The sequence below is a fragment of the Phyllobacterium sp. CCNWLW109 genome, from assembly GCF_037203905.1.
Classification (GTDB): Bacteria; Pseudomonadota; Alphaproteobacteria; order Rhizobiales; family Rhizobiaceae; genus Phyllobacterium; species Phyllobacterium ifriqiyense.
The window spans coordinates 991,156-1,012,046 of sequence record NZ_JBBCBK010000002.1; the positions used below are offsets into that span (position 1 = coordinate 991,156).

Genomic DNA, 20,891 nt, shown 5'->3' on the forward strand with positions numbered 1-20,891 from the left:
CGAAGCCATTGTCCGCGCAATAGTGCAACAGGGTCGCTACGATTATTCCATGAACACTTCCTCATCCAATCCAATCCTCGATTTTTTGTCGACACGAAGCTCCACCCCGATCTCGGCCATCGGCCTTCCAGGACCATCTGACGAAGAGATTCGCAAGATCATTACGATTGCTTCGCGCGTGCCGGATCATGGTCGTCTGACGCCCTGGCGCTTTATTCTGTATCGGGGTGATGCACGTGTCGAAGTCGGGAAATATCTCGCCGAACTTTGTGAAGAACGTGAAGGGCCACTGACTGAACAACGCCGCGAGCAGGAACTGAAGCGCTTTGCTCGCGCTCCGCTGGTCATTGGCGTGGTGTTCTCTCCAGTTGAACATCATATTCCGGAGTGGGAGCAGTTTCTTTCCTCGGGTGCGGCGGCGATGAAGCTTTGCCTGGCCGCCAATGCATTGGGCTATGTCACCAATTGGATCAGCAATTGGTACTCGTCGGACGAAAAGGGCCGGGCGCTGCTAGGGCTGGCCCCACATGAGCGGGTCACGGGGTTTGTTCATATTGGAACTTGCGCGCAGAAAGTGCCGGAGCGGCCTCGCCCGGAAGTGGATGCGGTACTTTCCGAATATTCGGGGCCGTGGAAAGGCTAGCGTAAGATCAAAATGATCGCGCTCTGGCAATGAGCCGCTCCGCCCGCTTCAGATGCGGGCGGTCGAACATTTTACCATCAATACCAATTACACCGGCAGCGGGCTCAGCCGCGAAGGCTGCAACGATACGCTCTGCCTGATCGACCGCTTCAGCCGAAGGCGTGAAAATCTGATTGATGATTGCGACCTGGGCCGGATGAATTGCCAGTTTGGCTGTGAAACCATCGCGCGCGGCTTCGGTGCATTCGCGGGCAAGACCTTCTTCATTGCGATAGTCGATGTAGACCGTATCAATGGCCGCAACATCAGCGGCGGATGCGCCAAGGACCGTCAAGGCGCGAGCCATGCGAAACACGTCCGTGTAATGACCCGCCTCGTTGCGCACCGCGGTTGCGCCGATAACTGCCGAAAGGTCTTCCGCACCCCAACTGAGGCCGATTAATCGTTTGGATGCATCCGGATAGGTGGCTGCAGACAAGGTACCAATTGCAGTCTCGGTAATGATTGCAATGATCTGCGTGACGCCTTCAGAAAGCCCTGCCTGCGCTTCGTGCACATTCAGTTTCACCGAAAGCCGCGTCACATCCTTACCGCTATTGGATTTGGGCAGAAGAATGCCAACGGGCAGCGACGGCATAATGGCGGCAAGATCATCATCGGCGAAACCGCTGGAGAGATCATTGATGCGAACGAAAAGGCGAGGCGAGGCCGTACCGCGGTTCGATTTCAGAAAATCAGCGGTGATCTGCCGCGCGGCGGCCTTGCGCTCTGCGCTTACCGAATCTTCAAGATCGATCAAAAGCATGTCGGCTTCGCTGGCGAGTCCTTTTTCAAGTTTCTTTTCCGAATCGCCGGGAACAAACAGGAGCGAGCGCATCACGCCGCACTCTTTGATTTCATCATGGCTTGCCGCGTGCATTTTGCAACGAGAACACCATGCTGGTTGAAGGCACGGTGTTCGAACTCGACAATGCCGCGATCAGGCTTGGATTTGGACGGGCGTGTTGAAATAACCTCAGTCTCAACATGTACTGTATCGCCATGAAATAGCGGGGAAGGAAAAGTGACATCGGTCATGCCGAGATTGGCAATTGTCGTGCCAATCGTCGTGTCATTGACAGAAATACCGATCATTAAACCCAACGTAAACAATGAGTTGACGAGAGGCTTTCCCCATTCTGTCTTGCTGGCAAAATCAAAGTCAATATGCAGCGGCTGGGTGTTCAATGTCATGACCGAAAATAGCATATTGTCACTTTCAGTGATCGTTTTGCGAAGCGAATGATTGAAAACGCGTCCGACCTCGAACTCTTCCAGATACAATCCAGCCATGATGATTTCGAACCTCCGCAATGATTTGCGGGACATTATGACGGTGCTCTGCGGATCGCAACAGGGGCAAAACCCTTGTCGTCATGGTTAATGGATATGGTGAACTGATCGTAAACCTTTTTCCGCTAGGCTTTTGCTAGAAAAAATGGGGGCGATAAGGGATGCCGGTACAGCAATATCTCAGAATGATCGAGAATGCGTCAGTGGCGCAACGTTGTCATGCAACGGCGGCTTTGGCGCATATCTATCTGCATTCAGAACTCGACAATGATGAGCGTTGCGCGACAGAGGCTGTACTAACGCTCCTGCTGGACGATTCTTCGCCAAAAGTGCGCCTCGCGCTGGCTGAGGCGTTTTCTACAAGTGTCCGCGCTCCTGCCCATATCGTTGCTAGTCTCGCACGCGACCAGATTGAAATCTCGACCTATATGCTCGGCCGCTCGGTTTTGCTCAGCGATAGTGACCTGATTGACTGTGTTGTGAGTGGTTGCGGCGAGGCGCAACGCGTCATTGCCGGTCGGGCACGCGTTTCGCCAACTGTTTGTGCCGCCATTATCGAAGTTGGCGAGACCGATGCCATACTGGAGCTGCTGGCCAATACACAGGCGAAAATAATGCCGGTGAGTTATCGTCGACTGCTTGAACGGTCAGGACATATTGCCGAAGTGCGTGCATTGCTCGTCGATCATGAAAGCCTGCCAGCCGATTGCCGCCACTCGCTTGCAGTCAAGACCGCAGAGGCGCTGTGCCAGATGAATATTGTGCAGGCACTCATGGGAGGTCGCAGAGCGGAACGAATGACACATGATGCCTGTGTTAAAGCATCCATCGGCCTCGTTGCCGCAACGCCTATCGAAGAATATCCGGCTCTCGTTGAACACCTACAACTGCGCGGAGACATAACAACAGCTTTTGTCATTCGGGTGGTTGCGAAAGGACAGATCGATTTCTTCGGCGCGATCCTTGTTGCGCTGTCCGGTTACAAGCATAGTCGCGTGCGCGGCCTGCTCATTGATGGCCGTCCGAACGTGCTGGGGGCGCTGTTTAGCGCTGCGGGTCTGGCCGAAAGCACGCACGCTTCCCTGTACACCGCAGTTCAGGCATGGCGCGATATTATCAACGGCAAGCGCAAGCTGGGTTTGCATGATGTCGCGCGCGCAATGATTGAGCAGATTACGGGGTTAGAGGCCTATGCAGGGGCTGTTCCCGCCGCCGCCAATGATGATCTGCTTTCCTTGCTCAACGGTATTCACCGCGATGCTATTCGCGAAAATGCGCGCCGAAGCATGTTGTCGATAGCGGCGGCATAGGCTTCTGACCGCTTGATCGAACATTTCATTACAAAATAGTGCCACTCTTTGAATGAAATAATCGATGCGCCGCACCAGAACCGGCGCATCATTGCTTTTTTATTGGCATTGAAAGCCAGGATTTCCAATATTATACTTGGTAAACCTAATTAAATCAGGCGTTTATGTCTGACTTCTGATTCAAAACTCTAGATACAGCAATTCGATTGTGCCAAACGGCCCGTTGCCGTCCCATTGGTCTTTTATGCTATTATGGACAAAGGCATAATCGATTGGGAGGTCTGCATAATGTCGGACAATGGTAGTGTTGAGTTTGGCCCGCTAAGTCTGCACGTCCCTGAACCGGCTGTGCGTCCGGGCGGTACGCCGGATTTTTCCAACGTCACCTTTCCCGATGCAGGCTCGGTGAGACGCCCCGATGTCGATACAAACCCTGAAGACATGCGTGACCTCGCATTTTCGATTATTCGTGTGCTTAACCCTGAAGGCGAGGCTGTCGGGCCATGGGCAAATCTGCTGACCGACGATCAGCTGGTTGAAGGTCTGCGCCATATGATGACGCTGCGCACGTTCGATGCGCGTATGCAGATCGCCCAGCGGCAGGGCAAGACTTCATTTTATATGCAGCATCTTGGCGAGGAGGCAGTCAGTTGCGCTTTCCGTAAGGCGCTGGTGCAGGGCGATATGAATTTTCCGACCTATCGTCAGGCTGGTCTGTTGATCGCCGGCGGGTATCCCATGGTTGAAATGATGTGCCAGATCTACTCCAACGAGCGCGATCCGTTGAAGGGCAGGCAGCTGCCAATCATGTACTCTTCCAAAGAACACGGTTTTTTCTCGATCTCTGGCAATCTGGCCACCCAGTATATTCAAGGTGTTGGCTGGGCCATGGCATCCGCCATCAAGAAAGACAGCAAAATAGCTGCCGCATGGATCGGCGATGGCTCCACGGCCGAGTCTGACTTCCATGCCGCGCTGGTTTTCGCTTCAACCTATAAGGCGCCGGTAGTTCTCAATATCGTCAATAATCAATGGGCGATTTCGACATTTCAAGGCATTGCGCGCGGCGGCTCAGGTACATTTGCAGCGCGTGGCCTTGGTTTCGGTATTCCGGCGCTGCGCGTCGATGGCAATGATTACCTCGCGGTTTTTGCAGTGGCGCAGTGGGCAACCGAGCGCGCGCGCCGCAATCTGGGCCCGACGCTGGTGGAATACGTCACCTATCGCGCCGGCGCGCATTCGACCTCGGATGATCCATCTGCTTATCGGCCCAAGATGGAGTCGGAGGCCTGGCCGCTGGGCGATCCTATTGTTCGGTTGAAGAACCACCTGATTGCACGCGGCGCATGGTCGGAAGAGCGTCATACCCAGACCGAAGCCGAGATACTCGACACAGTCATCGCTGCGCAGAAAGAAGCCGAAAGCTTCGGAACATTGCATGCCGGAGGCAAGCCATCAGCGCGCGATATGTTCGAGGGTGTTTATGAACAAATGCCTCCGCATCTGCGTCGTCAACGTCAGCAGGCGGGGGTTTAAGCCAAATGCCACGCAAAACAATGATCGAATCCATTCGTGATGCAATGGATACAATGATGGAACGCGACGAAAACGTGGTTGTGTTCGGCGAGGATGTCGGCTTTTTCGGTGGCGTCTTTCGCTGCACGCAAGGGCTGCAGGCAAAATATGGAAAGACGCGGTGTTTCGATGCGCCCATCAATGAGGCGGGCATCGTCGGAGCTGCAATTGGCATGGCGTCCTATGGACTTAAGCCATGTGTTGAAATCCAATTCGCAGATTATGTCTACCCCGCCTATGACCAGATTGTCTCGGAGGCTGCACGCTTGCGCTATCGCTCGAATGGCGACTTTACCTGCCCGATGGTCGTGCGCATGCCGGTCGGCGGCGGCATTTTCGGTGGGCAAACACATAGCCAGAGCCCGGAAGCGCTTTTTACCCATGTTTCGGGCCTGAAGGTGGTTGTGCCGTCCAACCCATATGATGCCAAGGGGCTGCTTATTGCGGCAATAGAAGATCCGGATCCGGTGATCTTCCTTGAGCCCAAGCGCATTTATAATGGTCCGTTTGATGGACATCACGACCGGCCAGTCACGCCGTGGTCCAAGCACGATCTCGGCGAAGTGCCTGATGGTCATTATACGGTGCCGCTGGGCAAAGCCATCAAGCGCCGTGAAGGCTCACAGCTAACGATCCTGACCTATGGCACCATGGTTTACGTGGCAGAGGCCGCTGCAGCTGAACATAATATTGATGCGGAAATCATCGACCTGCGCACATTACTCCCGCTCGATCTCGAAACGATTATTGAATCCGTTTCAAAAACCGGGCGCTGTGTCGTGGTTCACGAGGCGACCTTGACATCGGGCTTTGGCGCGGAACTGGCGGCACTCGTGCAAGAACATTGTTTCTATAAGCTTGAAGCGCCGGTGGCTCGCGTTGCCGGTTGGGACACGCCTTATCCCCATGCCCAGGAGTGGGATTACTTTCCCGGGCCATCGCGGGTCGGGCGTGCGCTGGTTGAAACGCTGGAGGGGCTCTAAGATGGGCGAATATGTCATCAAGCTGCCGGATGTCGGCGAAGGCGTTGCAGAAGCAGAGCTTGTCGAATGGAATGTAAAGGTCGGTGATCTGGTACGCGAGGATATGGTTCTTGCCGCCGTGATGACCGATAAGGCAACGGTGGAAATCCCGTCGCCGGTCGATGGTGAGATTATCTGGCTTGGCGGTGAGATCGGTGAGGTCATTCCGATCGGCTCGCCGATCATTCGCCTGAAGATCGACGGCGAGGGCCATGCACCGGCAGCCACGGAGCCCTCCAAGCCTGCCAAGGCTGAAGCGCCTGCACCGGATGAAAAGCCTGCCGAGGCCGCAAAGTCCCAGAGCAAGCCTGCAGCAGCTGCTGCAAAGCCACAGGAAGCTGTAAAGCCCGCTGCCAAACCTGTTTTCAATACGAGCGCGCCGCGCAGCGAAGGTGAAAAGCCTTTGGCTTCTCCAGCTGTACGCCAGCGTGCGCGTGATTCCGGCGTTGATTTGCGTCAAGTGAGCGGCACAGGACCGGCAGGCCGGATTACTCACGAAGATCTTGATGCCTTCTTCGCGCGCGGCTCGCAGAAACCCGGTAGTGCAGCGCTCAGCCCGGACAATTCCGTCAAGGAGATCAAGGTTGTCGGGCTTCGCCGCAAGATTGCCGAGAAAATGGCAATCGCGAAATCCCGGATTCCGCATATTACCTATGTCGAAGAAATCGACGTGACATCCTTGGAAGAGCTGCGGGCAGCCCTGAATAGCAAAAGGCGCCCGGATCAGGCCAAGCTGACGATCTTGCCGTTCTTGATGCGGGCCATGGTCAAGGCCATTGCCGATCAGCCGCAGCTCAATGCTCTGTATGATGACGAGGCGAATATTATTCATCAGCATGGGGGCGTGCATATCGGGATTGCCGCGCAGACGCCTGGCGGCCTCGTGGTGCCGGTGGTCAGACATGCCGAGGCAAGAACGCTTTGGGACTGTGCTGCAGAGGTTAATCTGCTGGCAGATGCTGCAAAAACGGGTACAGCGACACGTGAACAGCTGAGTGGCTCGACGATAACGATCACTTCACTCGGTAGCATGGGCGGCGTGGTGACCACGCCTGTGATCAATCACCCGGAAGTAGCAATCATCGGCGTCAACAAGATCATGATCCGGCCCATGTGGGACGGCACTGCCTTCATACCGCGCAAGATGATGAACCTGTCGTCAAGCTTCGACCACCGGGTTATCGACGGCTGGGATGCCGCCGTATTCATCCAGCGCATCAAGGCGCTTCTCGAAACGCCAGCCATGATATTTGTTGAGGACTGAGCCATGAAGGATATTTCCTGCAAACTGCTGGTCATTGGCGCCGGTCCGGGTGGCTATATCTGCGCTATTCGTGCCGGGCAGCTGAATGTTGATACGGTGATTGTTGAAGCGGCCAAGGTCGGCGGCACTTGCCTGATGGTCGGCTGCATACCCTCCAAGGCGTTGATTCACGCCGCTGATGAATTTGCAAAGGTTGCGCATTTTGCAGCAAATCAGACGCCTCTAGGCATATCCGTCAGCAACCCGGCAATCGATTTCACGCAAACTATCGCTTGGAAAGACGGAATTGTCAGCCGTTTGAACAATGGCGTAGCCGGACTTTTGAAGAAGGCCAATGTGAAGATCGTCACGGGCAGGGCAAAGTTCCGCGACGGAAAAACCGTCGAAGTGGAAACCCTGACGGGCCAGCAAATCATCCGCGCTGAAAACATTGTAATCGCAACAGGCTCTGCGCCGGTGGAGGTGCCTTCATTGCCATTTGGCGGCAATGTCATTTCATCCACCGAAGCTCTCTCACTTGAAACTGTGCCCGAAAAACTGGTGGTTGTGGGAGGTGGTTATATTGGCCTTGAGCTTGGCACTGCCTATGCCAAACTCGGATCAAAGGTCACTGTTGTTGAAGCGCAAGCAAAAATACTGCCACAGTATGATGCAGAGCTGACGCGGCCAATCATGAAGAGTCTCAATAGCTTAGGTGTGACAGTTCTTACCGGAGTTAAAGCAAAAGGGGTGAGCACCAAGGGTGATGCCCTGCTCATCGAAACGGCTGATGGCAAGGATGACAGGATTGCAGCGGATAAAATACTGGTAACTGTCGGCCGCAAGCCTGTGACCACCGGTTGGGGGCTTGAGGAAGTTGTTCTGGACATGGACGGAAAGTTCGTTCGCATTGACGACAAGTGCCGTACCTCTATGCGGGGCGTCTATGCCATCGGTGATGTGACAGGCGAGCCAATGCTGGCCCATCGTGCCATGGCACAAGGCGAGATGGTGGCAGAAATCGTCGCCGGGCATAATCGCAGCTGGGACAAGCGAGCCATTGCAGCTGTCTGCTTTACCGATCCGGAAATCGTGACTGTCGGCCTTTCGCCAGAAGAGGCAAAGCAGGCCGGGCACGAGGTCAAAATTGGTCTGTTCCCATTTGCTGCCAATGGCCGCGCCATGACACAAGAAGGCGAGGAGGGGTTTGTCCGTGTGGTTGCTGCTGCGGGCAATCATCTTGTATTGGGAATTCAGGCGGTTGGAACCGGAGTCTCCGAACTGTCAGCAGCGTTTGCACTGGCCTTGGAAATGGGCGCGCGCCTGGAAGATATAGCCGGGACAATCCATGCCCATCCAACGCAGAGCGAGGGCTTCCAGGAAGCTGCGCTGAAAGCACTGGGACACGCGCTGCATATTTAAAGCACCTTTGCAAAAGCAATTTGCGTGCTTCGACAAGCTCAGCATGAGGAATGGGGTCTGATTGCAGGACGCTAAATCCTGCAATCTTTGAGACTATTATGCCAGGCGCAATGTCACCTCATGCTGAGCTTGTCGAAGCACGCAAAGCGCTACTGCTGAATAAATTGGGTTACTCAGCGGCCTCGGCGACAGCGGGCAGGCCAAGCCAGGCACGGCAATCTGCCAGTGCGCGGGCGCTCATGGCGCGTTTTTTGGCATTGGTCTTTTCCTTGCCACGCAAACGCTTGCCCTCAGAGACGGGCGCTTCAATCGGCGGGAATAACCCGTAATTAACATTCATTGGCTGGAATGAACGTTTGCCGGGTTCTTCATCCGATACGATATGCCCGCCGGTAATGTGTCCGAGCAGCGCGCCGAAAGCCGTTGTCAGAGGGGGCGGCGTGACTGGCTGACCCAAACGCTCGGCAATCATGAAACGGCCCGCCAAAAGACCGATGGCCGCGGATTCAACATAGCCTTCGCATCCCGTGATTTGTCCGGCAAACCGCAGTCCTTGCCGGGATTTCAGTTGCAAGGTCGGATCAAGCAAAATCGGTGAATTGAGGTAAGTGTTGCGATGCAGTCCACCCAGCCGGGCAAATTCCGCATTTTCAAGGCCCGGGATCATGCGGAATATGTCAGTCTGCGCGCCATATTTCAGCTTGGTCTGGAAACCGACCATATTATAGAGCGTGCCAAGCGCATTGTCCTGACGCAACTGCACCACCGCATAGGCTTTCACTGTCGGATTATGGGCGTTGGTCAGACCCATTGGCTTCATCGGTCCATGACGCAATGTCTCCGGTCCGCGTTCTGCCATGACCTCGATTGGCAGGCAGCCATCGAAATAGGGCGTGCCTTCCCATTCCTTGAATTCGGTCTTGTCGCCCGCAATCAATGCTTGAATGAAGGCGTCATATTGCTCCTTTGACATGGGGCAGTTGATATAGTCCTTGCCATTGCCGCCGGGGCCAACTTTATCGTAGCGCGACTGGAACCAGCAAGTGTTCATATCGATGGAATCGAAATGCACGATCGGTGCAATTGCATCAAAAAAGGCGAGGGAGTCCGCCCCTGTTTCATTGCCGATTGCTTCGGCAAGTGAAGGCGCCGTCAGCGGGCCGGTGGCGATAATAACCTTGTCCCACTCCGCTGGCGGCAGGCCGGTAATTTCTTCGCGCTCGATAGTGATAAGTGGATGAGCTTCGATTTTCGCGGTAACTGCCTGCGCAAAACCATCGCGATCAACAGCAAGCGCACTGCCGGCCGGAACCTGATGGGCATCGGCAGAGGCAATAATGAGTGAATTGGCCAGACGCATTTCCGCATGAAGCACGCCAACAGCATTAGTTTCGGCGTCATCGGAACGGAAGGAGTTGGAGCATACGAGCTCTGCAAGGTCCTGCGTTTTATGGGCATCTGTGCCGCGAACAGGACGCATTTCGTGCAGGATAACGGGAATGCCAGCCTCTGCGAGCTGCCATGATGCTTCGGAACCGGCGAGACCGCCGCCAATAATGTGTACGGGTTTATGTGACATGGCGCACCAATAGTCTTTTTGATTGCTGGCTTCAATGAAAAAGCCGTCACAGGTGATTGTGACGGCTTTCATGACGCCTAGGGCAGATCAGGCGCTGGCAGTATCAAGCGTCGCCAAATCATCTTTGCTGAGTTCCATAGTGGCAGCCTTGATCAGACTATCAAGCTGTTCAAGCGATGTTGCACTGGCAATTGGTGCAGTTACGCCATCGCGGTGGATGATCCAGGCCAATGCGACTTCGGCCTGTTTTGCCTTATGCTTGGCGGATATATCATCAAGGGCTGCGAGGATACGATTTCCACGGGGGTTGAGATAATCCTTCACACCGCCGCCCCGCGGGCTTTTGCCAAGATCGGCTTCGCTGCGATATTTGCCGGATAGAAAGCCTTTCGCGAGACTGAAATATGTGATGACGCCGATATCTTCAGCTATACAGAGATCGCGCAGTGGGCCATCATAGCTTGCGCGATCGTAAAGGTTATATTCCGGCTGCAAAACATCGTAGCGATGCAGCCCCTTATTCTTGGCCACATCAAGCGATTTCCGCAATTGATCAGCGTCGAGATTGGAGCAGCCCATTGATTTGATTTTGCCAGCCTTGAGCAGCTTCTCGTGCGCGGCAAGGGTTTCTTCATATGGTGTGTCCGGATCCGGCCAATGCGAAAGATAAAGGTCAATTTCTTCAATCTGAAGCCGTTTCAAGGAGGCTTCGGCGGCCTTTGCAATGTAGGCGGGAGACAAATCCTTCTTGCCTTGTCCCATATCGGAGCCAACCTTGGTGATTATCACCACCTTGTCGCGGGATTTTCGTTCTTTCATCCATTCGCCGATTATGGTTTCGGACTCGCCACCTTCATTGCCCGGCACCCAGCGCGAATAAGCATCCGCAGTATCAATGGCGTTGAGGCCCGCATCAACGAACCGATCGAGCAGATCGAAGGAAGTTTTCTTGTCAGCGGTCCAGCCGAAGACGTTTCCGCCAAAGACCAATGGAGCGATAGTGAGGCCCGTACGGCCAAGACGACGTTGTTCCATGATGAACTCCCGGGGATTATTGAGGTGGGAGCTTGAATGTAGGACGTGACGATGCGGGTTTCCACCCCGTCATTGCAAACACAATTTCTTCAACAGGCCGAAAGGCAATTTCTGATATATTCTCTCATGATGAGATATGCCTTTCTTATTTTGCCCGCTGCCATTGCCTGGGCATGCGTATCAAACGCCAATGCGCAAACATTCAGCGTTTGCCATGGCTATGGCTGTACGTTCAAAACCAGTGTGACGCTTTCTCCTGCCGATCGCGGCAGAATCGCGTCAATCATGAAGAGCGGAGGCAAGTCGGCACAAGCCGAGCGGGCTGCGGTGCGGCGCGCTGTGCAGATATTTGAGCGTCGCAGCGCTCAAATAATCGGTATCCAGGATCGCCCGAAAATGGATTTTGGCCAAGGGCGCGAGAGAGGGCAAATGGATTGCGTCGACGAGGCAGCCAATACAGGCGGCTTCCTCAGCTATTTGCAGCGCGCCGGGCTGTTGCGCCACCACACAGTGGGAAACAGGGATTCACGCGGGAGTTTCCTCGATGGCCGCTATCCGCATTTCACCGCAGTGTTGCGGGATCGCTCGGGTACATCCTGGGCCGTCGACTCCTGGTACGAACCAGCAGGAGGGGCGCCAGATGTGATGCGTTTGTCGGAATGGAAAGAGCGGGGTTATGGCGGGCAGCGCTGATATCAGCGCATCCTACAAACAACAACACCCACCGCGGGAGGAGGTGCGGTGGGTGTCGTTATATAAAGACCGGCTGGGAGGAGGAGTGCCGGGCTTTGATCGCGGGAGGCTTTGGGAGGAGGTAAAGCCCCGGCGATATTCGTCAAACTATTAGCGTACTGCGGACTTCTTGGCGACGAACGGAATGTCCGAACGGGCAATGCCCAGATCGCTAAGTTCGCGGGTCGACAGACGGTTCAATTCAGTAACCGTGTCGCGATAACGGCGCCAGTTGCTGTAAGAGCGGATAAGGTTCATTTCAATCACCACTTCGGTTGTTGTTCGGTTGATCACTCTTGATCGTTGAACTGAAGATAGTGCAGCCCATGCAGAATTTGCAGAGACAAGATTGCAGATCAGCTATGCATATGTTGCATTGCATCATTAATCGATTTTAATTGCTGCGGCGCACAAATGTCAAAATCGCGATCAGTTCGGCAATGCGGTGACAATTGCGTTTTTCCTGCCGCTGGCGTTATTTGAATCCCCGTACGACTCAGGAGCACTTCGTGGCATTTTCGATCGGCATCAAAAAACACATTGCCCGCTGGCAGCAGGCAGGTCTGATAGACGAGGTGACAGCCGATCTTTTGCGCAAGGACGTAGAGAAAACCCGGTCCGGCTTTGGCCTTGGCGGGATTCTTGCGGTGCTCGGCGCAGTTCTCTTGGGTGCTGCCATCATTTCGCTTGTCGCGGCAAATTGGGAAGTAATGCCGCGCCTTGTTCGCGTCGTGATGATCATCGTGGTGCTATGGATCGGCTATGTTGGCGGCGCATGGCGGGCGAGCCTCGGCGATAATCGTTTTAGTCAGGCGCTCTATCTGATTGCTGCAATCACCTTTGGAGCCGGTATAGCGCTCATCGGGCAGATGTATCATTTATCGGGCGATGCAACGGAAGCCGCGTTGCTTTGGACGGCGGGAACAATGGTTGCGGCGCTTTTGCTACGCTCGCCTGTGTTGGTCGCAACCGGGGTGGCGATAACTGCGCTCTACCTTTTCATGGTTTTGGATACCAATGACTCGCACACCTATAGCTGGCTTCTGCCGGTATTGCTTTTCATCAGTGCGGGACTTGTCTGGTATACCAAGGCGCAGATCGCCCGCCATTTTATCGCGCTGGTACTGATGGCCTATGTTTTCGCCCTTTATGATGATTTGAGCGGTGATTGGATATTGTGGCTCGCCGCTATGGCGGGCGGGGCGCTCTTTCTTGGCGATGCGCTGTCGACTGCAGTGCTGCAACGGCTCACCGGCTGGAGCAAGGCAATCGGCGCTTACGGGTTTCTGATGCTTCTTCTGGTGCTGAGCTATTTTCAGTTTGATCGCTTCGATAGTGAAGTAAGCGATCAGGTCATTATCGGCTTTGGTATATTGGCCTGTGCGATTGCCGGGCTGGTTCTCTCCGGTTATCGCAATCTTGCCGTCAGATGGATGTCTTACACCGTATTTTCGCTCGAAGTGCTTTATCTGGCATTCAAGACGATAGGGACTCTCATCGGAACCGCGAGCTTCTTCTTGAGTGCGGGCGTGCTGGTATTGCTGCTGGCCGCCTTTGTTGTGCGCATGGAGCGGCGGCTGCAAAAGAAGATTGCGCAAGCGGAAGGAGCCGCCTGATGTTCACTGGCAAGCGCATTATCTGGCTGGGTATTATCGTCGCCTTGCTGCAATCGGGCGCTTTATACGCAATGGTTGAGCAGCGCGCATCCATCCTGCGGAGCGGCAAAGACGTGATCCTGCTAAGCCAGCCCATTGATCCCCGGGATTTCCTGCGCGGAGACTATGTGATCCTCTCCTATGATATCTCCAATGTCAGCATCGACAAGATATCCGGCACGCGCCCGGAGGCGAAGGGCCTCATTGACGTCTATGTCACACTGGTCAAAGGGGCAGATGAGCGTTGGAACTTTGCAAGTGCTTCGTGGCAGGCCCGCACTGACCTGAAGCCCGATGAAGTGCAGCTTCGGGGACGTACGCCAAACTACGCTTATTTTGCCTCCGACAACACCTATCATGTCGATTATGGCATTGAGCGCTATTACGTTCCGGAAGGTCAGGGCCTGGCAATCGAAGAACAGCAGCGCGAGAGAAAGATCGATGTCGTTATTGCCGTATCGAATGAGGGAGACGCCCAGATACGGGCTTTAAGGAGTGAAGGAAAGGTTCTGTACGAGGAACCCCTCTATTAGAAATAGGTGGGAAATTACGGGTTTGAAATAATAGTGTCGATTACCCGGCTTTTTCCTTTGACCCTCAGAAAGACGGTGCTATAGAGACCCGCGCTTGAGGTTCGGCTACGTGCCTCGGATGCGGATATGGCGAAATTGGTAGACGCACCAGATTTAGGTTCTGGCGGGAGACCGTGGGGGTTCGAGTCCCTCTATCCGCACCACTTACTTTTCACTAAGTTATTGTAAACACTGCATAATTTACCGTTAGAAATAGCGCCTATTGCAAGCTATCCCGATTATGTGCCACATTTCACGCCACATAATGCGCCACACGCCGAATTGAACGGGATACATTCTTGACGAGAAAACGCGAGAAAACCAACTATGACCGCTTCCTTCAGCAGCGGGCAGGGAACTTTTATTACAAGCGCCGCGTGCCGATAGAAGTGGCGGACTTGGATGACAGGGCACCACATGTTCGGATTGCTTTAAAAACCGATGACGTTGCGATGGCACGCATAAAACGTGATGCGCTTGAGTTGGCGGACAATGAGTATTGGGCTTCTCTGTTGAGTGGCAGCGAGCATGCGCTTGCTCAAAAACAGTACACGGCTGCTATGAAGCGGGCGCAGGCTTTCGGGTTCTCATACAAGCCAGCGGGCGACTTGGCGCGGGACGAGTCAATTTCCGAGATTGTCCGGCGATTTGATGCATTGAGCGAACGTTCGCAACCGGCTGTCGAGACAGCAGTACTGGGCGTCGTGGCCCAGCCCAAAACGAAAGTATCAGAAGCCTTCCAAATCTATTGCGATAAGATCGTTCCGGATGAAATCCGTGGGAAAAGTAAGCCGCAAAAGTATCAATGGAAAAAGGTCAAGCAGCGCGCCGTCAACAACTTCATCGAGCTTATTGGCGACAAGGCAATGACGGATATCACCCGCCACGATGCGCAAGAGATTTACGATCTTTGGATGGCGCGCATTGCGCCGAAAACGGGCCGTGCAACGCACTCGGCCTCATCCGGCAACAGAGACGTTGGAAACATGCGCGTCCTCTACAGCGCCTATTTCAACTACATGGGTGAGAGAAATCGGGCCAATCCTTTCGATGGTCTGTCATTTAGTGAAAAGAAGAAAAAGACCCGCCCGCCGTTTTCCGTCCAATGGATCAAGGAAAAAATACTTGTTCCTGGCGCGCTCGCATCCATGAACAGTGAGGGGCGCGGCGTGATCCTTGCTCTGATCGAAACGGGCGCGAGGCCGAGCGAGATATGCAACCTTACGCCTGACTCTATCTGTTTGAATGATCCTATTCCGCACCTTAAAATCAAGCCACGCGACGATCCGGACGATCCGCGCGAAATTAAAACGGTATCCTCTATCCGTGAGGTGCCGTTGGTAGGGGTTGCGCTTGAGGTTTTTAAGAAGCATCCGAACGGGTTCCCGCGCTACTGGAACAAAGAACATTCCATGTCGACCGCGCTGAACAAGTATTTTCGGGAAAACAAGCTCTGTCCCACGCCAAAGCATAAGGTTTATTCGCTTCGACACTCATTCGAAGATCGAATGAAAGATGCAAATTTGCATGATGACTTGCGGCGTATTCTAATGGGGCACACGATTGACCGGCCCGAATATGGTTCTGGCGGCTCAATGGAATGGAAGCGCGATCAGCTGCTTAAGATCGCGCTCCCGTTTGATGCTTCGATTGTTTGAGGCGGGCGCGGGCGACGGCCAGCATGTCGTCAACATCGCGGCGCATGGCGAGTTCGTTTTCCAGTCGCTTCCAGATCGGAAGGTATGCGCTCGGGTCTTTTGACCTGTTCATGAAAAATGCCAGCTTATCGAGACATTCCTCGATCTTAGCGGCGGTGATTGTGGGCGGGTTAACGTGAGCCATTACTCGCCCCAATAGCTCATGTCGGAATCGGCGCATACTTCTGGTGTTTCCAGAGGATCGTTGACGTATTCATCAAAATAGGAGGGCGCTGTGTCTTTCGCGTACTGCTGGATGCTCGAACCATCGTCGAATGTAGGGCCGGCTACGGCCAGCATTCTCGCAACAAATCGGTCTACGAATTCTTGCATCGTCATGGCATCACCCTTCCAGCTTTGAGAAGCGTTCTGTTGCCTGTTGGACGCTCATTTCCACCATTTCCACGGCACCATGCGGCGGAAAATGGTCGCGCTTTGAAAGCAGAAGCATGGCGCTAAGAATAATGGTTTCAATAACAACCATCATTTCGGAGTAGCTGTTTGTTTCCGATGCGACCTTGAGAACAAATTCACGTGCAAGCGCGTTGTGTTTTTCGGCGGCGTTCATCGGGTTGTCTCCGATTTCAGGACGGCGCGCTCTTTGGCATTTGCCTCAGCAAGTTTCTGGATTAACTCGAACTGATGGACGTTCCCAGTTTCCCAAAACAGTTCATGACATGCATTTTCCCAGTCTTCTGCATTGCACAGGCCCGATGGTTGAGCGGTTTGGCGACGGCGTTGCAGTCCGGCGCTATCAAAAGCCGCGTTGAATGCCGATTCGATGTTGACATCGCTCTCACCGTTCCCGATCTCTGTGTCCCCTAAATAGATTATCGCGCCATACAATGGCTCGTTTTCCGTCAGCTTTCCTTTGCCGACGCTCCAGTAAAGGTCGGGGTGGTTTTTTTCAAATTCTGTCAACGTGTCCACGAAATTGGTCATGATCTTGGACTCCAATTTTGCAGCGCTTCGACAAGGGCCATTTCTGTTGAGGGAAAATCGACGTGATGAATTCCAATGCCGCCCTCGGCATTCCAGCCAGTGATATTGCTCTCGTAATCATCAATCAGGATGTCGCCGGGGGCGTGCATGAACATTGGTTTGAAGCGACTGCCATGCACTGGCAGGATTGTAATAGTCTTCGACAAATGCTTCCGAACCCAAGCCCGCTTCTGGCGCGCGACGTTCTCGAAATTGTCCTTTGAACAGGCCGTGAGAACTATCGGATTGAGCCGCTCGATGGACTGAAAGAAATCGAGCGCGCCAAGGCATGGCGGCATGTCGAGGAAATAGCTCGGATGCGCGTTTATCTTTGCCCAAATCTCCTTGGATGCCAGCTGGCGATGATCTAGGTTGAAGGTCGCCGGAAAATGATGATTGAAATCAGCCATCACGCCGTCAAGGTCGAGGTACAGGCGGGGCGTGTTCATGCTGCCACCATGTCAATGTTCAGTTTAATGACCTGATATCGAACCGCCACTACGGTAGGGTTGGTGTCCCATCCGTGCCCGCGTTTTGCGTTCAAGCTGTCCCAAAGATCGGCATACCAATCTCGTGCGCAGCTCCATTCATCGCCCCCAAGGCGCATGCTGGTACAGCTGGCGAATACTCGGCCTGTCACCTTGCCGACAAAGCATCCTTCCGCCCGCGCATCTTCCTCGGTGATTTGCTGAAGTTTCTCAAAAGTCTTATTTTGCACTATCGCAGTAATGCGTGAGGTTTCGCGATAGCATCCCATCGAAAGGCGCTGCCCTGTTTCCGGCCGGAACTTGAGACGGTCCGGCAGCGGAAACCAAATATCTGGTTCGTGATTATCCGCTTCATATCGAACCTTTATTTCACCGTCTCTTACAGCAATGCACATGGTTCTCTCGCGAAACCAAAGGCGGTCACCCATCTTTGCTTTGGCCAGCGGGCTATTTTCAAGCCGACGCGTCATTGTTTTCAGATCGTCGAGCGATGCCCGGATCATCTGGCCGCTGAAAAGCAATGGACGATCCACCACAACCGGAAAATCCTCGGGACAAAGCTTTTCGCCTTTATCAAGCGCAGCTTTTGCACCATCCAGGGTTAGCCAGAACATTGAGTCGCCACCGAAAGGGAGTGTGTCGCCGCTGCGCATGCGTGCCGATCCCGATACCACCATGGCTGACCATTCTGGATGATCAGCGTTGGTCACGAAGCGATTGCGGTAGGTGCGGCGGCTACGGTTTGGCAAGCCAAGCGCGTGGCGCGCCAATTTCTTCTGCTCTGGAGTCATGCTGCTACCTTCCATAGAACCGGCATTTGATCGCGGGGGATTCGGTGATGGCCTCGGGCCAGCGGATGCTTGGGTTGACCGCCGAGCGTGGTGCCGAGGCAGATCAGATCAACGCCCCAAATCTCAGCTTCACGTATGAAGCTGGTCGCCGGAATGCTGGCATTGCCCCAAGCGGCGAGGGCGGGTTTCTTTGTCTCGTGCGCATAACGCAACGCGGCGCGGATAAAATCGTCGTTGTCCGGACCTTCCGCATCGGATGCGGCATACATTTCCGATGGCTTCGATGTGCGGAAGGCCCGCAGATTGACGACAAGCAACCCGCCATAGCCCCAAACCTTGGCGAAGTGGATCAAGGTTAGGATTGTCGGATCATTGGCGGTGCTGTCGGCGGTGCTAGGATTGAGCATGCATACCGGCCTTCCGCGACTTTGGAGTCTTGGCCTTGATGACCGGTCTATCGAACAGTTCCCATGGCCGCTTCACCAAAACCTCTCTGAGTACCCCGCAAATGATGCCGAGCCGAAGCAGCAAACTGTTGTCCCTCTCAAGCCTCGGAGTGAACGCGCATGACTGCACTCGCCAATCAGAAACCGCTTTGGTCGCGAGCTGAGAAAGACTTCGTCGAGCAGCTCTACTTCGAAAAGTGGTCGCCTTCCGGCATCGCCGCACGGGTTCACGAAAAATTCGGAACGGATCGCACCCGCCAGCAAGTCAGCGACCTTAACCGTAACCTGAAACCTTTGACACTGACGTCGTGGATATCCCTGCGCCTGCGGGGTTTCCAGTCATGGAGAAAATACAATGGGTGAGATTTTAACGTTGGGCAATAAAGCCTTCCGTGACTATGTGACTGATGGTGTTCCAGGTACCGGACCAAACAAGCCGTCCAAGCAGGAAATCCGTGATTTCGTTAGCATTGTAGATATCACTACGATGAACCAGCAGGGCTATATTGATGCCTTGCAGACCGAAGTTGATAATCTGTCAGTTTCCGGTGATGTGATAGCTGTTGCCACATGGGCGCAATTGAACGCCATCACGGGTGTGCGGGCCAATCAGCGCGCAACGGTTGAGAACGACCCGACAAGTCATACTGGGCCAGGCGGAGTTAATGTTCCTGTAAGTACAGGTGTCTACGGCTGGAAAACAACTGCTCCCATCGGCTGGGTATGGCTCAGCCCGTTGGTTACTCCAGACGCCTTGATGCTGAACGCGGGTAAAGATTATCCGCTTAAGGCGGTTCCGCGAAATAACGTTGTCTCAGCTGCGAACTTCCGGCCTGTCAATGGTTTGCTCGATATCAAGGTGTTGGGTGCCCGCACAGGAAAACTGTATCGTCTCGAATATTATGGCAACGGCAACGTCACCTATGGCTATGAAATTCGCGTCTATGAGTATGACGCAGCCACCTATTACACGGGCGTTGCCGCTGGATTTGCCATTATCGAATTGGGCGACACGCCACGCCCGACGATCGAAACCGGCCCTATAGTCACCTATACTGCAAAGTCCACACGCGTCGATGGCATGAGTGTGCAGTTCACAGTCGATCGGACAAAATCAGATGAGCCCAATCCATGGGCGTTAAACGGCTCAGGCAACCCAGCTGTGGCAAGTTACTCGTGGATTATTGATCCTTCTTGCTATTTCCCGGTTGAAACCCCTGCGGTGATAACTGCTGGTGGCGCATATGGCAGTATCGCGATAACCGCCATCAAAGCGACCAAAGTTATGACAATGGTGTGGTCGCATGGGGAAACCCAAATGCTCCGTCTGACCATGGGGCCTAACGGTAAGAATGGGCTGTTCAACATCATATCTTACGAGATTGCGGACCTTGGCGATCCCGGAACTGCAAACTGGATTCCGATCAACTCCACATCCACGGATTACTTTCCTCCGCTCATTGTGCAATCCAACGGATCACCGGTCGATGCTGGCGCCCCTCAAATCTATACCGGTGGCAATCACGGCTCTGATGGTTCGGCAGGTGGCAACATTACTGCAATAATGAGCGCATGGGTTTGCGAGATCGATGGCCGCGTGCTTGGCGAAAACTTTAGCGGCGCTGCTGAACGGATCGTGGTCCGCTGGAGTAATGATCTTCAGGCCTACAACACCTTGTCCATGGCTAGAACAGTTGTTCGGCAGCATTTCATGGCGATCATCAATCCGGGCAGCATCGAGTTCTTTGCCGAGATTGAAGCGTTGGAAAGCATAACTGTCATCACTGACAATGGCCCTCAGATAGTACCGACAGGATACACTGACTATATCTACTACAATGGCCAGCCGACCACACGCATTCCCATTGCTACTGCCGGAAACTCTGGACCTAAATCAGGATACGCAACTGCTTGGGCGATTTCATTGAAGCACGCAACCTATGGTTTTCTTACAGCCTGGGTAAACCGTGGCTATGAAGCCGGAGACGGCCGCTATGTCACGGCCGCCAATCCGTACATGCGACAAGGTGGAGGTGGGAATACCAAGCAATATCACGCCATCGTATCAGGAACGTCCGCCGTGCTTACTGTCGGGCAGAGCTACAAGTATCAGGGCGGTTATAGCTGGGGGCCGATAAGCTTAATTAGTGGTGGAGTGGATAGCGCATTCGTGACCACGATGAAAAACCTGCCTGTAGTGGCTTATGCGTTCCTCGCTGCTGGCAGCGGTTTTCTCAACTTTGCGCCAAAGTATGCTGGAATGTCGGTTGGATCAACATCGCTCACACCGCGAAATCGCTTGCCTCTCACGGTTGGCGGAGTTGCCTATCAATTGGCACAAATCACCTAATGATGCTTTGGCTGGGGC

At 54.0% G+C, this 20,891-nt stretch carries 24 protein-coding genes and 1 tRNA gene; 13 read left to right on the top strand and 12 right to left on the bottom strand.

Going from position 1 to position 20,891, the window contains the following annotated elements:
• Positions 1-49: 49 nt before the first annotated feature.
• The gene (locus tag V9K92_RS10180; RefSeq protein WP_115055413.1) at positions 50-643 is read left to right on the top strand and encodes a nitroreductase family protein; all 594 of its coding nucleotides are present in this window, start codon (positions 50-52) and stop codon (positions 641-643) included.
• A gap of 7 nt (positions 644-650) precedes the next feature.
• Here V9K92_RS10180 and V9K92_RS10185 read toward each other — a convergent pair whose 3' ends face one another.
• Together V9K92_RS10185 and V9K92_RS10190 are read right to left on the bottom strand one after the other, a co-directional pair.
• Positions 651-1,520, bottom strand: coding sequence for an HpcH/HpaI aldolase/citrate lyase family protein (locus tag V9K92_RS10185; RefSeq protein WP_115055362.1), 870 nt, complete (start codon positions 1,518-1,520; stop codon positions 651-653).
• Positions 1,520-2,011: a MaoC family dehydratase gene (locus V9K92_RS10190; RefSeq protein ID WP_337353880.1), complete on the bottom strand. Its 492-nt coding sequence runs from the start codon at positions 2,009-2,011 to the stop codon at positions 1,520-1,522. The genes V9K92_RS10185 and V9K92_RS10190 overlap by 1 nt, the downstream gene beginning before the upstream one ends.
• Positions 2,012-2,136: 125 nt before the next feature.
• On the opposite strand from V9K92_RS10190, the gene V9K92_RS10195 reads away from it, so the two are divergent.
• The 5 genes from V9K92_RS10195 to lpdA all read left to right on the top strand — a co-directional run bounded on the left by V9K92_RS10195 (position 2,137) and on the right by lpdA (position 8,547).
• Complete coding sequence (locus V9K92_RS10195) at positions 2,137-3,285, top strand: DUF2336 domain-containing protein (protein WP_337353881.1); 1,149 nt, start codon at positions 2,137-2,139, stop codon at positions 3,283-3,285.
• 288 nt (positions 3,286-3,573) lie between these two features.
• The gene (locus V9K92_RS10200) at positions 3,574-4,821 is read left to right on the top strand and encodes a 3-methyl-2-oxobutanoate dehydrogenase (2-methylpropanoyl-transferring) subunit alpha (protein ID WP_115055358.1); all 1,248 of its coding nucleotides are present in this window, start codon (positions 3,574-3,576) and stop codon (positions 4,819-4,821) included.
• Between the two features lie 5 nt (positions 4,822-4,826).
• On the top strand, positions 4,827-5,843 hold the full coding sequence (locus V9K92_RS10205; protein ID WP_115055356.1) for a transketolase C-terminal domain-containing protein: 1,017 nt from the start codon (positions 4,827-4,829) through the stop codon (positions 5,841-5,843).
• Between the two features lies 1 nt (position 5,844).
• Positions 5,845-7,146: a dihydrolipoamide acetyltransferase family protein gene (locus V9K92_RS10210; RefSeq protein WP_337353882.1), complete on the top strand. Its 1,302-nt coding sequence runs from the start codon at positions 5,845-5,847 to the stop codon at positions 7,144-7,146.
• A 3-nt stretch (positions 7,147-7,149) separates the two neighbouring features.
• Positions 7,150-8,547, top strand: a complete 1,398-nt coding sequence (lpdA, locus tag V9K92_RS10215) for a dihydrolipoyl dehydrogenase (protein ID WP_337353883.1) — start codon at positions 7,150-7,152, stop codon at positions 8,545-8,547.
• 169 nt (positions 8,548-8,716) lie between these two features.
• Here the strand turns inward: lpdA and trmFO are convergent, their stop codons facing one another.
• A complete protein-coding gene (gene trmFO / locus V9K92_RS10220) occupies positions 8,717-10,126 on the bottom strand; it encodes a methylenetetrahydrofolate--tRNA-(uracil(54)-C(5))-methyltransferase (FADH(2)-oxidizing) TrmFO (protein ID WP_337353952.1) in 1,410 nt (469 codons plus the stop codon).
• An 87-nt stretch (positions 10,127-10,213) separates the two neighbouring features.
• A complete protein-coding gene (locus tag V9K92_RS10225) occupies positions 10,214-11,161 on the bottom strand; it encodes an aldo/keto reductase (protein WP_337353884.1) in 948 nt (315 codons plus the stop codon).
• Between the two features lie 126 nt (positions 11,162-11,287).
• On the opposite strand from V9K92_RS10225, the gene V9K92_RS10230 reads away from it, so the two are divergent.
• On the top strand, positions 11,288-11,854 hold the full coding sequence (locus tag V9K92_RS10230; RefSeq protein ID WP_337353885.1) for a hypothetical protein: 567 nt from the start codon (positions 11,288-11,290) through the stop codon (positions 11,852-11,854).
• Between the two features lie 150 nt (positions 11,855-12,004).
• Here the strand turns inward: V9K92_RS10230 and V9K92_RS10235 are convergent, their stop codons facing one another.
• Entirely contained in the window at positions 12,005-12,151 is a 147-nt protein-coding gene (locus V9K92_RS10235) for a DUF1127 domain-containing protein (RefSeq protein ID WP_081497128.1), read from the bottom strand.
• A 251-nt stretch (positions 12,152-12,402) separates the two neighbouring features.
• Here V9K92_RS10235 and V9K92_RS10240 point away from each other — a divergent pair, with 251 nt between their 5' ends.
• The 4 genes from V9K92_RS10240 (at position 12,403) to V9K92_RS10255 (ending at position 15,778) form a co-directional block, all read left to right on the top strand.
• Positions 12,403-13,509, top strand: coding sequence for a DUF2157 domain-containing protein (locus tag V9K92_RS10240; protein WP_337353886.1), 1,107 nt, complete (start codon positions 12,403-12,405; stop codon positions 13,507-13,509).
• A complete protein-coding gene (locus V9K92_RS10245; protein WP_337353887.1) occupies positions 13,509-14,081 on the top strand; it encodes a GDYXXLXY domain-containing protein in 573 nt (190 codons plus the stop codon). Before V9K92_RS10240 ends, V9K92_RS10245 begins: the two co-directional genes overlap by 1 nt.
• A 120-nt stretch (positions 14,082-14,201) precedes the next feature.
• Positions 14,202-14,284: transfer RNA gene (locus V9K92_RS10250), tRNA-Leu, on the top strand.
• Positions 14,285-14,419: 135 nt separating this feature from the next.
• The gene (locus V9K92_RS10255) at positions 14,420-15,778 is read left to right on the top strand and encodes a DUF6538 domain-containing protein (RefSeq protein WP_337353888.1); all 1,359 of its coding nucleotides are present in this window, start codon (positions 14,420-14,422) and stop codon (positions 15,776-15,778) included.
• On the opposite strand, the gene V9K92_RS10260 is transcribed toward V9K92_RS10255, so the two are convergent.
• Genes V9K92_RS10260 through V9K92_RS10290 form a run of 7 tightly spaced genes read right to left on the bottom strand, consistent with a single transcriptional unit; the run spans position 15,741 to position 18,484 of the window.
• Positions 15,741-15,962 (bottom strand): hypothetical protein, encoded by a 222-nt coding sequence (locus tag V9K92_RS10260; protein ID WP_337353889.1) that lies wholly within the window; start codon positions 15,960-15,962, stop codon positions 15,741-15,743. The two genes, V9K92_RS10255 and V9K92_RS10260, sit on opposite strands and share 38 nt — an antisense overlap.
• Positions 15,962-16,156 (bottom strand): hypothetical protein, encoded by a 195-nt coding sequence (locus V9K92_RS10265; RefSeq protein ID WP_337353890.1) that lies wholly within the window; start codon positions 16,154-16,156, stop codon positions 15,962-15,964. Before V9K92_RS10265 ends, V9K92_RS10260 begins: the two co-directional genes overlap by 1 nt.
• 4 nt (positions 16,157-16,160) lie before the next feature.
• A complete protein-coding gene (locus tag V9K92_RS10270; RefSeq protein ID WP_337353891.1) occupies positions 16,161-16,385 on the bottom strand; it encodes a hypothetical protein in 225 nt (74 codons plus the stop codon).
• Positions 16,382-16,759, bottom strand: a complete 378-nt coding sequence (locus tag V9K92_RS10275) for a hypothetical protein (protein WP_337353892.1) — start codon at positions 16,757-16,759, stop codon at positions 16,382-16,384. Before V9K92_RS10275 ends, V9K92_RS10270 begins: the two co-directional genes overlap by 4 nt.
• Positions 16,756-17,247, bottom strand: a complete 492-nt coding sequence (locus tag V9K92_RS10280) for a 5' nucleotidase, NT5C type (protein ID WP_337353893.1) — start codon at positions 17,245-17,247, stop codon at positions 16,756-16,758. Before V9K92_RS10280 ends, V9K92_RS10275 begins: the two co-directional genes overlap by 4 nt.
• Positions 17,244-18,077: a hypothetical protein gene (locus V9K92_RS10285; protein WP_337353894.1), complete on the bottom strand. Its 834-nt coding sequence runs from the start codon at positions 18,075-18,077 to the stop codon at positions 17,244-17,246. Before V9K92_RS10285 ends, V9K92_RS10280 begins: the two co-directional genes overlap by 4 nt.
• A complete protein-coding gene (locus V9K92_RS10290; protein ID WP_337353895.1) occupies positions 18,074-18,484 on the bottom strand; it encodes a DUF1643 domain-containing protein in 411 nt (136 codons plus the stop codon). The genes V9K92_RS10285 and V9K92_RS10290 overlap by 4 nt, the downstream gene beginning before the upstream one ends.
• 159 nt (positions 18,485-18,643) lie before the next feature.
• Between V9K92_RS10290 and V9K92_RS10295 the strand changes: the two genes are divergently transcribed.
• Together V9K92_RS10295 and V9K92_RS10300 are read left to right on the top strand one after the other, a co-directional pair.
• Positions 18,644-18,886, top strand: coding sequence for a hypothetical protein (locus V9K92_RS10295; RefSeq protein ID WP_337353896.1), 243 nt, complete (start codon positions 18,644-18,646; stop codon positions 18,884-18,886).
• On the top strand, positions 18,879-20,873 hold the full coding sequence (locus V9K92_RS10300) for a hypothetical protein (RefSeq protein ID WP_337353897.1): 1,995 nt from the start codon (positions 18,879-18,881) through the stop codon (positions 20,871-20,873). The genes V9K92_RS10295 and V9K92_RS10300 overlap by 8 nt, the downstream gene beginning before the upstream one ends.
• Positions 20,874-20,891: the final 18 nt, after the last annotated feature.

What these genes read in the sequence shown, in the direction of transcription:
- V9K92_RS10295 (WP_337353896.1), top strand. Translation starts at nt 18,644, where the DNA reads ATGACTGCACTCGCCAATCAGAAACCGCTTTGGTCGCGAGCTGAGAAA.
- V9K92_RS10300 (WP_337353897.1), top strand. Translation starts at nt 18,879, where the DNA reads ATGGGTGAGATTTTAACGTTGGGCAATAAAGCCTTCCGTGACTATGTG.
- V9K92_RS10225 (WP_337353884.1), bottom strand. Translation starts at nt 11,161, where the DNA reads ATGGAACAACGTCGTCTTGGCCGTACGGGCCTCACTATCGCTCCATTG.
- V9K92_RS10275 (WP_337353892.1), bottom strand. Translation starts at nt 16,759, where the DNA reads ATGACCAATTTCGTGGACACGTTGACAGAATTTGAAAAAAACCACCCC.
- lpdA (WP_337353883.1), top strand. Translation starts at nt 7,150, where the DNA reads ATGAAGGATATTTCCTGCAAACTGCTGGTCATTGGCGCCGGTCCGGGT.
- V9K92_RS10205 (WP_115055356.1), top strand. Translation starts at nt 4,827, where the DNA reads ATGCCACGCAAAACAATGATCGAATCCATTCGTGATGCAATGGATACA.
- V9K92_RS10235 (WP_081497128.1), bottom strand. Translation starts at nt 12,151, where the DNA reads ATGAACCTTATCCGCTCTTACAGCAACTGGCGCCGTTATCGCGACACG.
- V9K92_RS10245 (WP_337353887.1), top strand. Translation starts at nt 13,509, where the DNA reads ATGTTCACTGGCAAGCGCATTATCTGGCTGGGTATTATCGTCGCCTTG.
- V9K92_RS10210 (WP_337353882.1), top strand. Translation starts at nt 5,845, where the DNA reads ATGGGCGAATATGTCATCAAGCTGCCGGATGTCGGCGAAGGCGTTGCA.
- V9K92_RS10185 (WP_115055362.1), bottom strand. Translation starts at nt 1,520, where the DNA reads ATGCGCTCGCTCCTGTTTGTTCCCGGCGATTCGGAAAAGAAACTTGAA.
- V9K92_RS10265 (WP_337353890.1), bottom strand. Translation starts at nt 16,156, where the DNA reads ATGACGATGCAAGAATTCGTAGACCGATTTGTTGCGAGAATGCTGGCC.
- V9K92_RS10190 (WP_337353880.1), bottom strand. Translation starts at nt 2,011, where the DNA reads ATGTCCCGCAAATCATTGCGGAGGTTCGAAATCATCATGGCTGGATTG.
- V9K92_RS10195 (WP_337353881.1), top strand. Translation starts at nt 2,137, where the DNA reads ATGCCGGTACAGCAATATCTCAGAATGATCGAGAATGCGTCAGTGGCG.
- V9K92_RS10260 (WP_337353889.1), bottom strand. Translation starts at nt 15,962, where the DNA reads ATGGCTCACGTTAACCCGCCCACAATCACCGCCGCTAAGATCGAGGAA.
- V9K92_RS10270 (WP_337353891.1), bottom strand. Translation starts at nt 16,385, where the DNA reads ATGAACGCCGCCGAAAAACACAACGCGCTTGCACGTGAATTTGTTCTC.
- V9K92_RS10200 (WP_115055358.1), top strand. Translation starts at nt 3,574, where the DNA reads ATGTCGGACAATGGTAGTGTTGAGTTTGGCCCGCTAAGTCTGCACGTC.
- V9K92_RS10290 (WP_337353895.1), bottom strand. Translation starts at nt 18,484, where the DNA reads ATGCTCAATCCTAGCACCGCCGACAGCACCGCCAATGATCCGACAATC.
- V9K92_RS10230 (WP_337353885.1), top strand. Translation starts at nt 11,288, where the DNA reads ATGATGAGATATGCCTTTCTTATTTTGCCCGCTGCCATTGCCTGGGCA.
- V9K92_RS10280 (WP_337353893.1), bottom strand. Translation starts at nt 17,247, where the DNA reads ATGAACACGCCCCGCCTGTACCTCGACCTTGACGGCGTGATGGCTGAT.
- V9K92_RS10180 (WP_115055413.1), top strand. Translation starts at nt 50, where the DNA reads ATGAACACTTCCTCATCCAATCCAATCCTCGATTTTTTGTCGACACGA.
- trmFO (WP_337353952.1), bottom strand. Translation starts at nt 10,126, where the DNA reads ATGTCACATAAACCCGTACACATTATTGGCGGCGGTCTCGCCGGTTCC.
- V9K92_RS10285 (WP_337353894.1), bottom strand. Translation starts at nt 18,077, where the DNA reads ATGACTCCAGAGCAGAAGAAATTGGCGCGCCACGCGCTTGGCTTGCCA.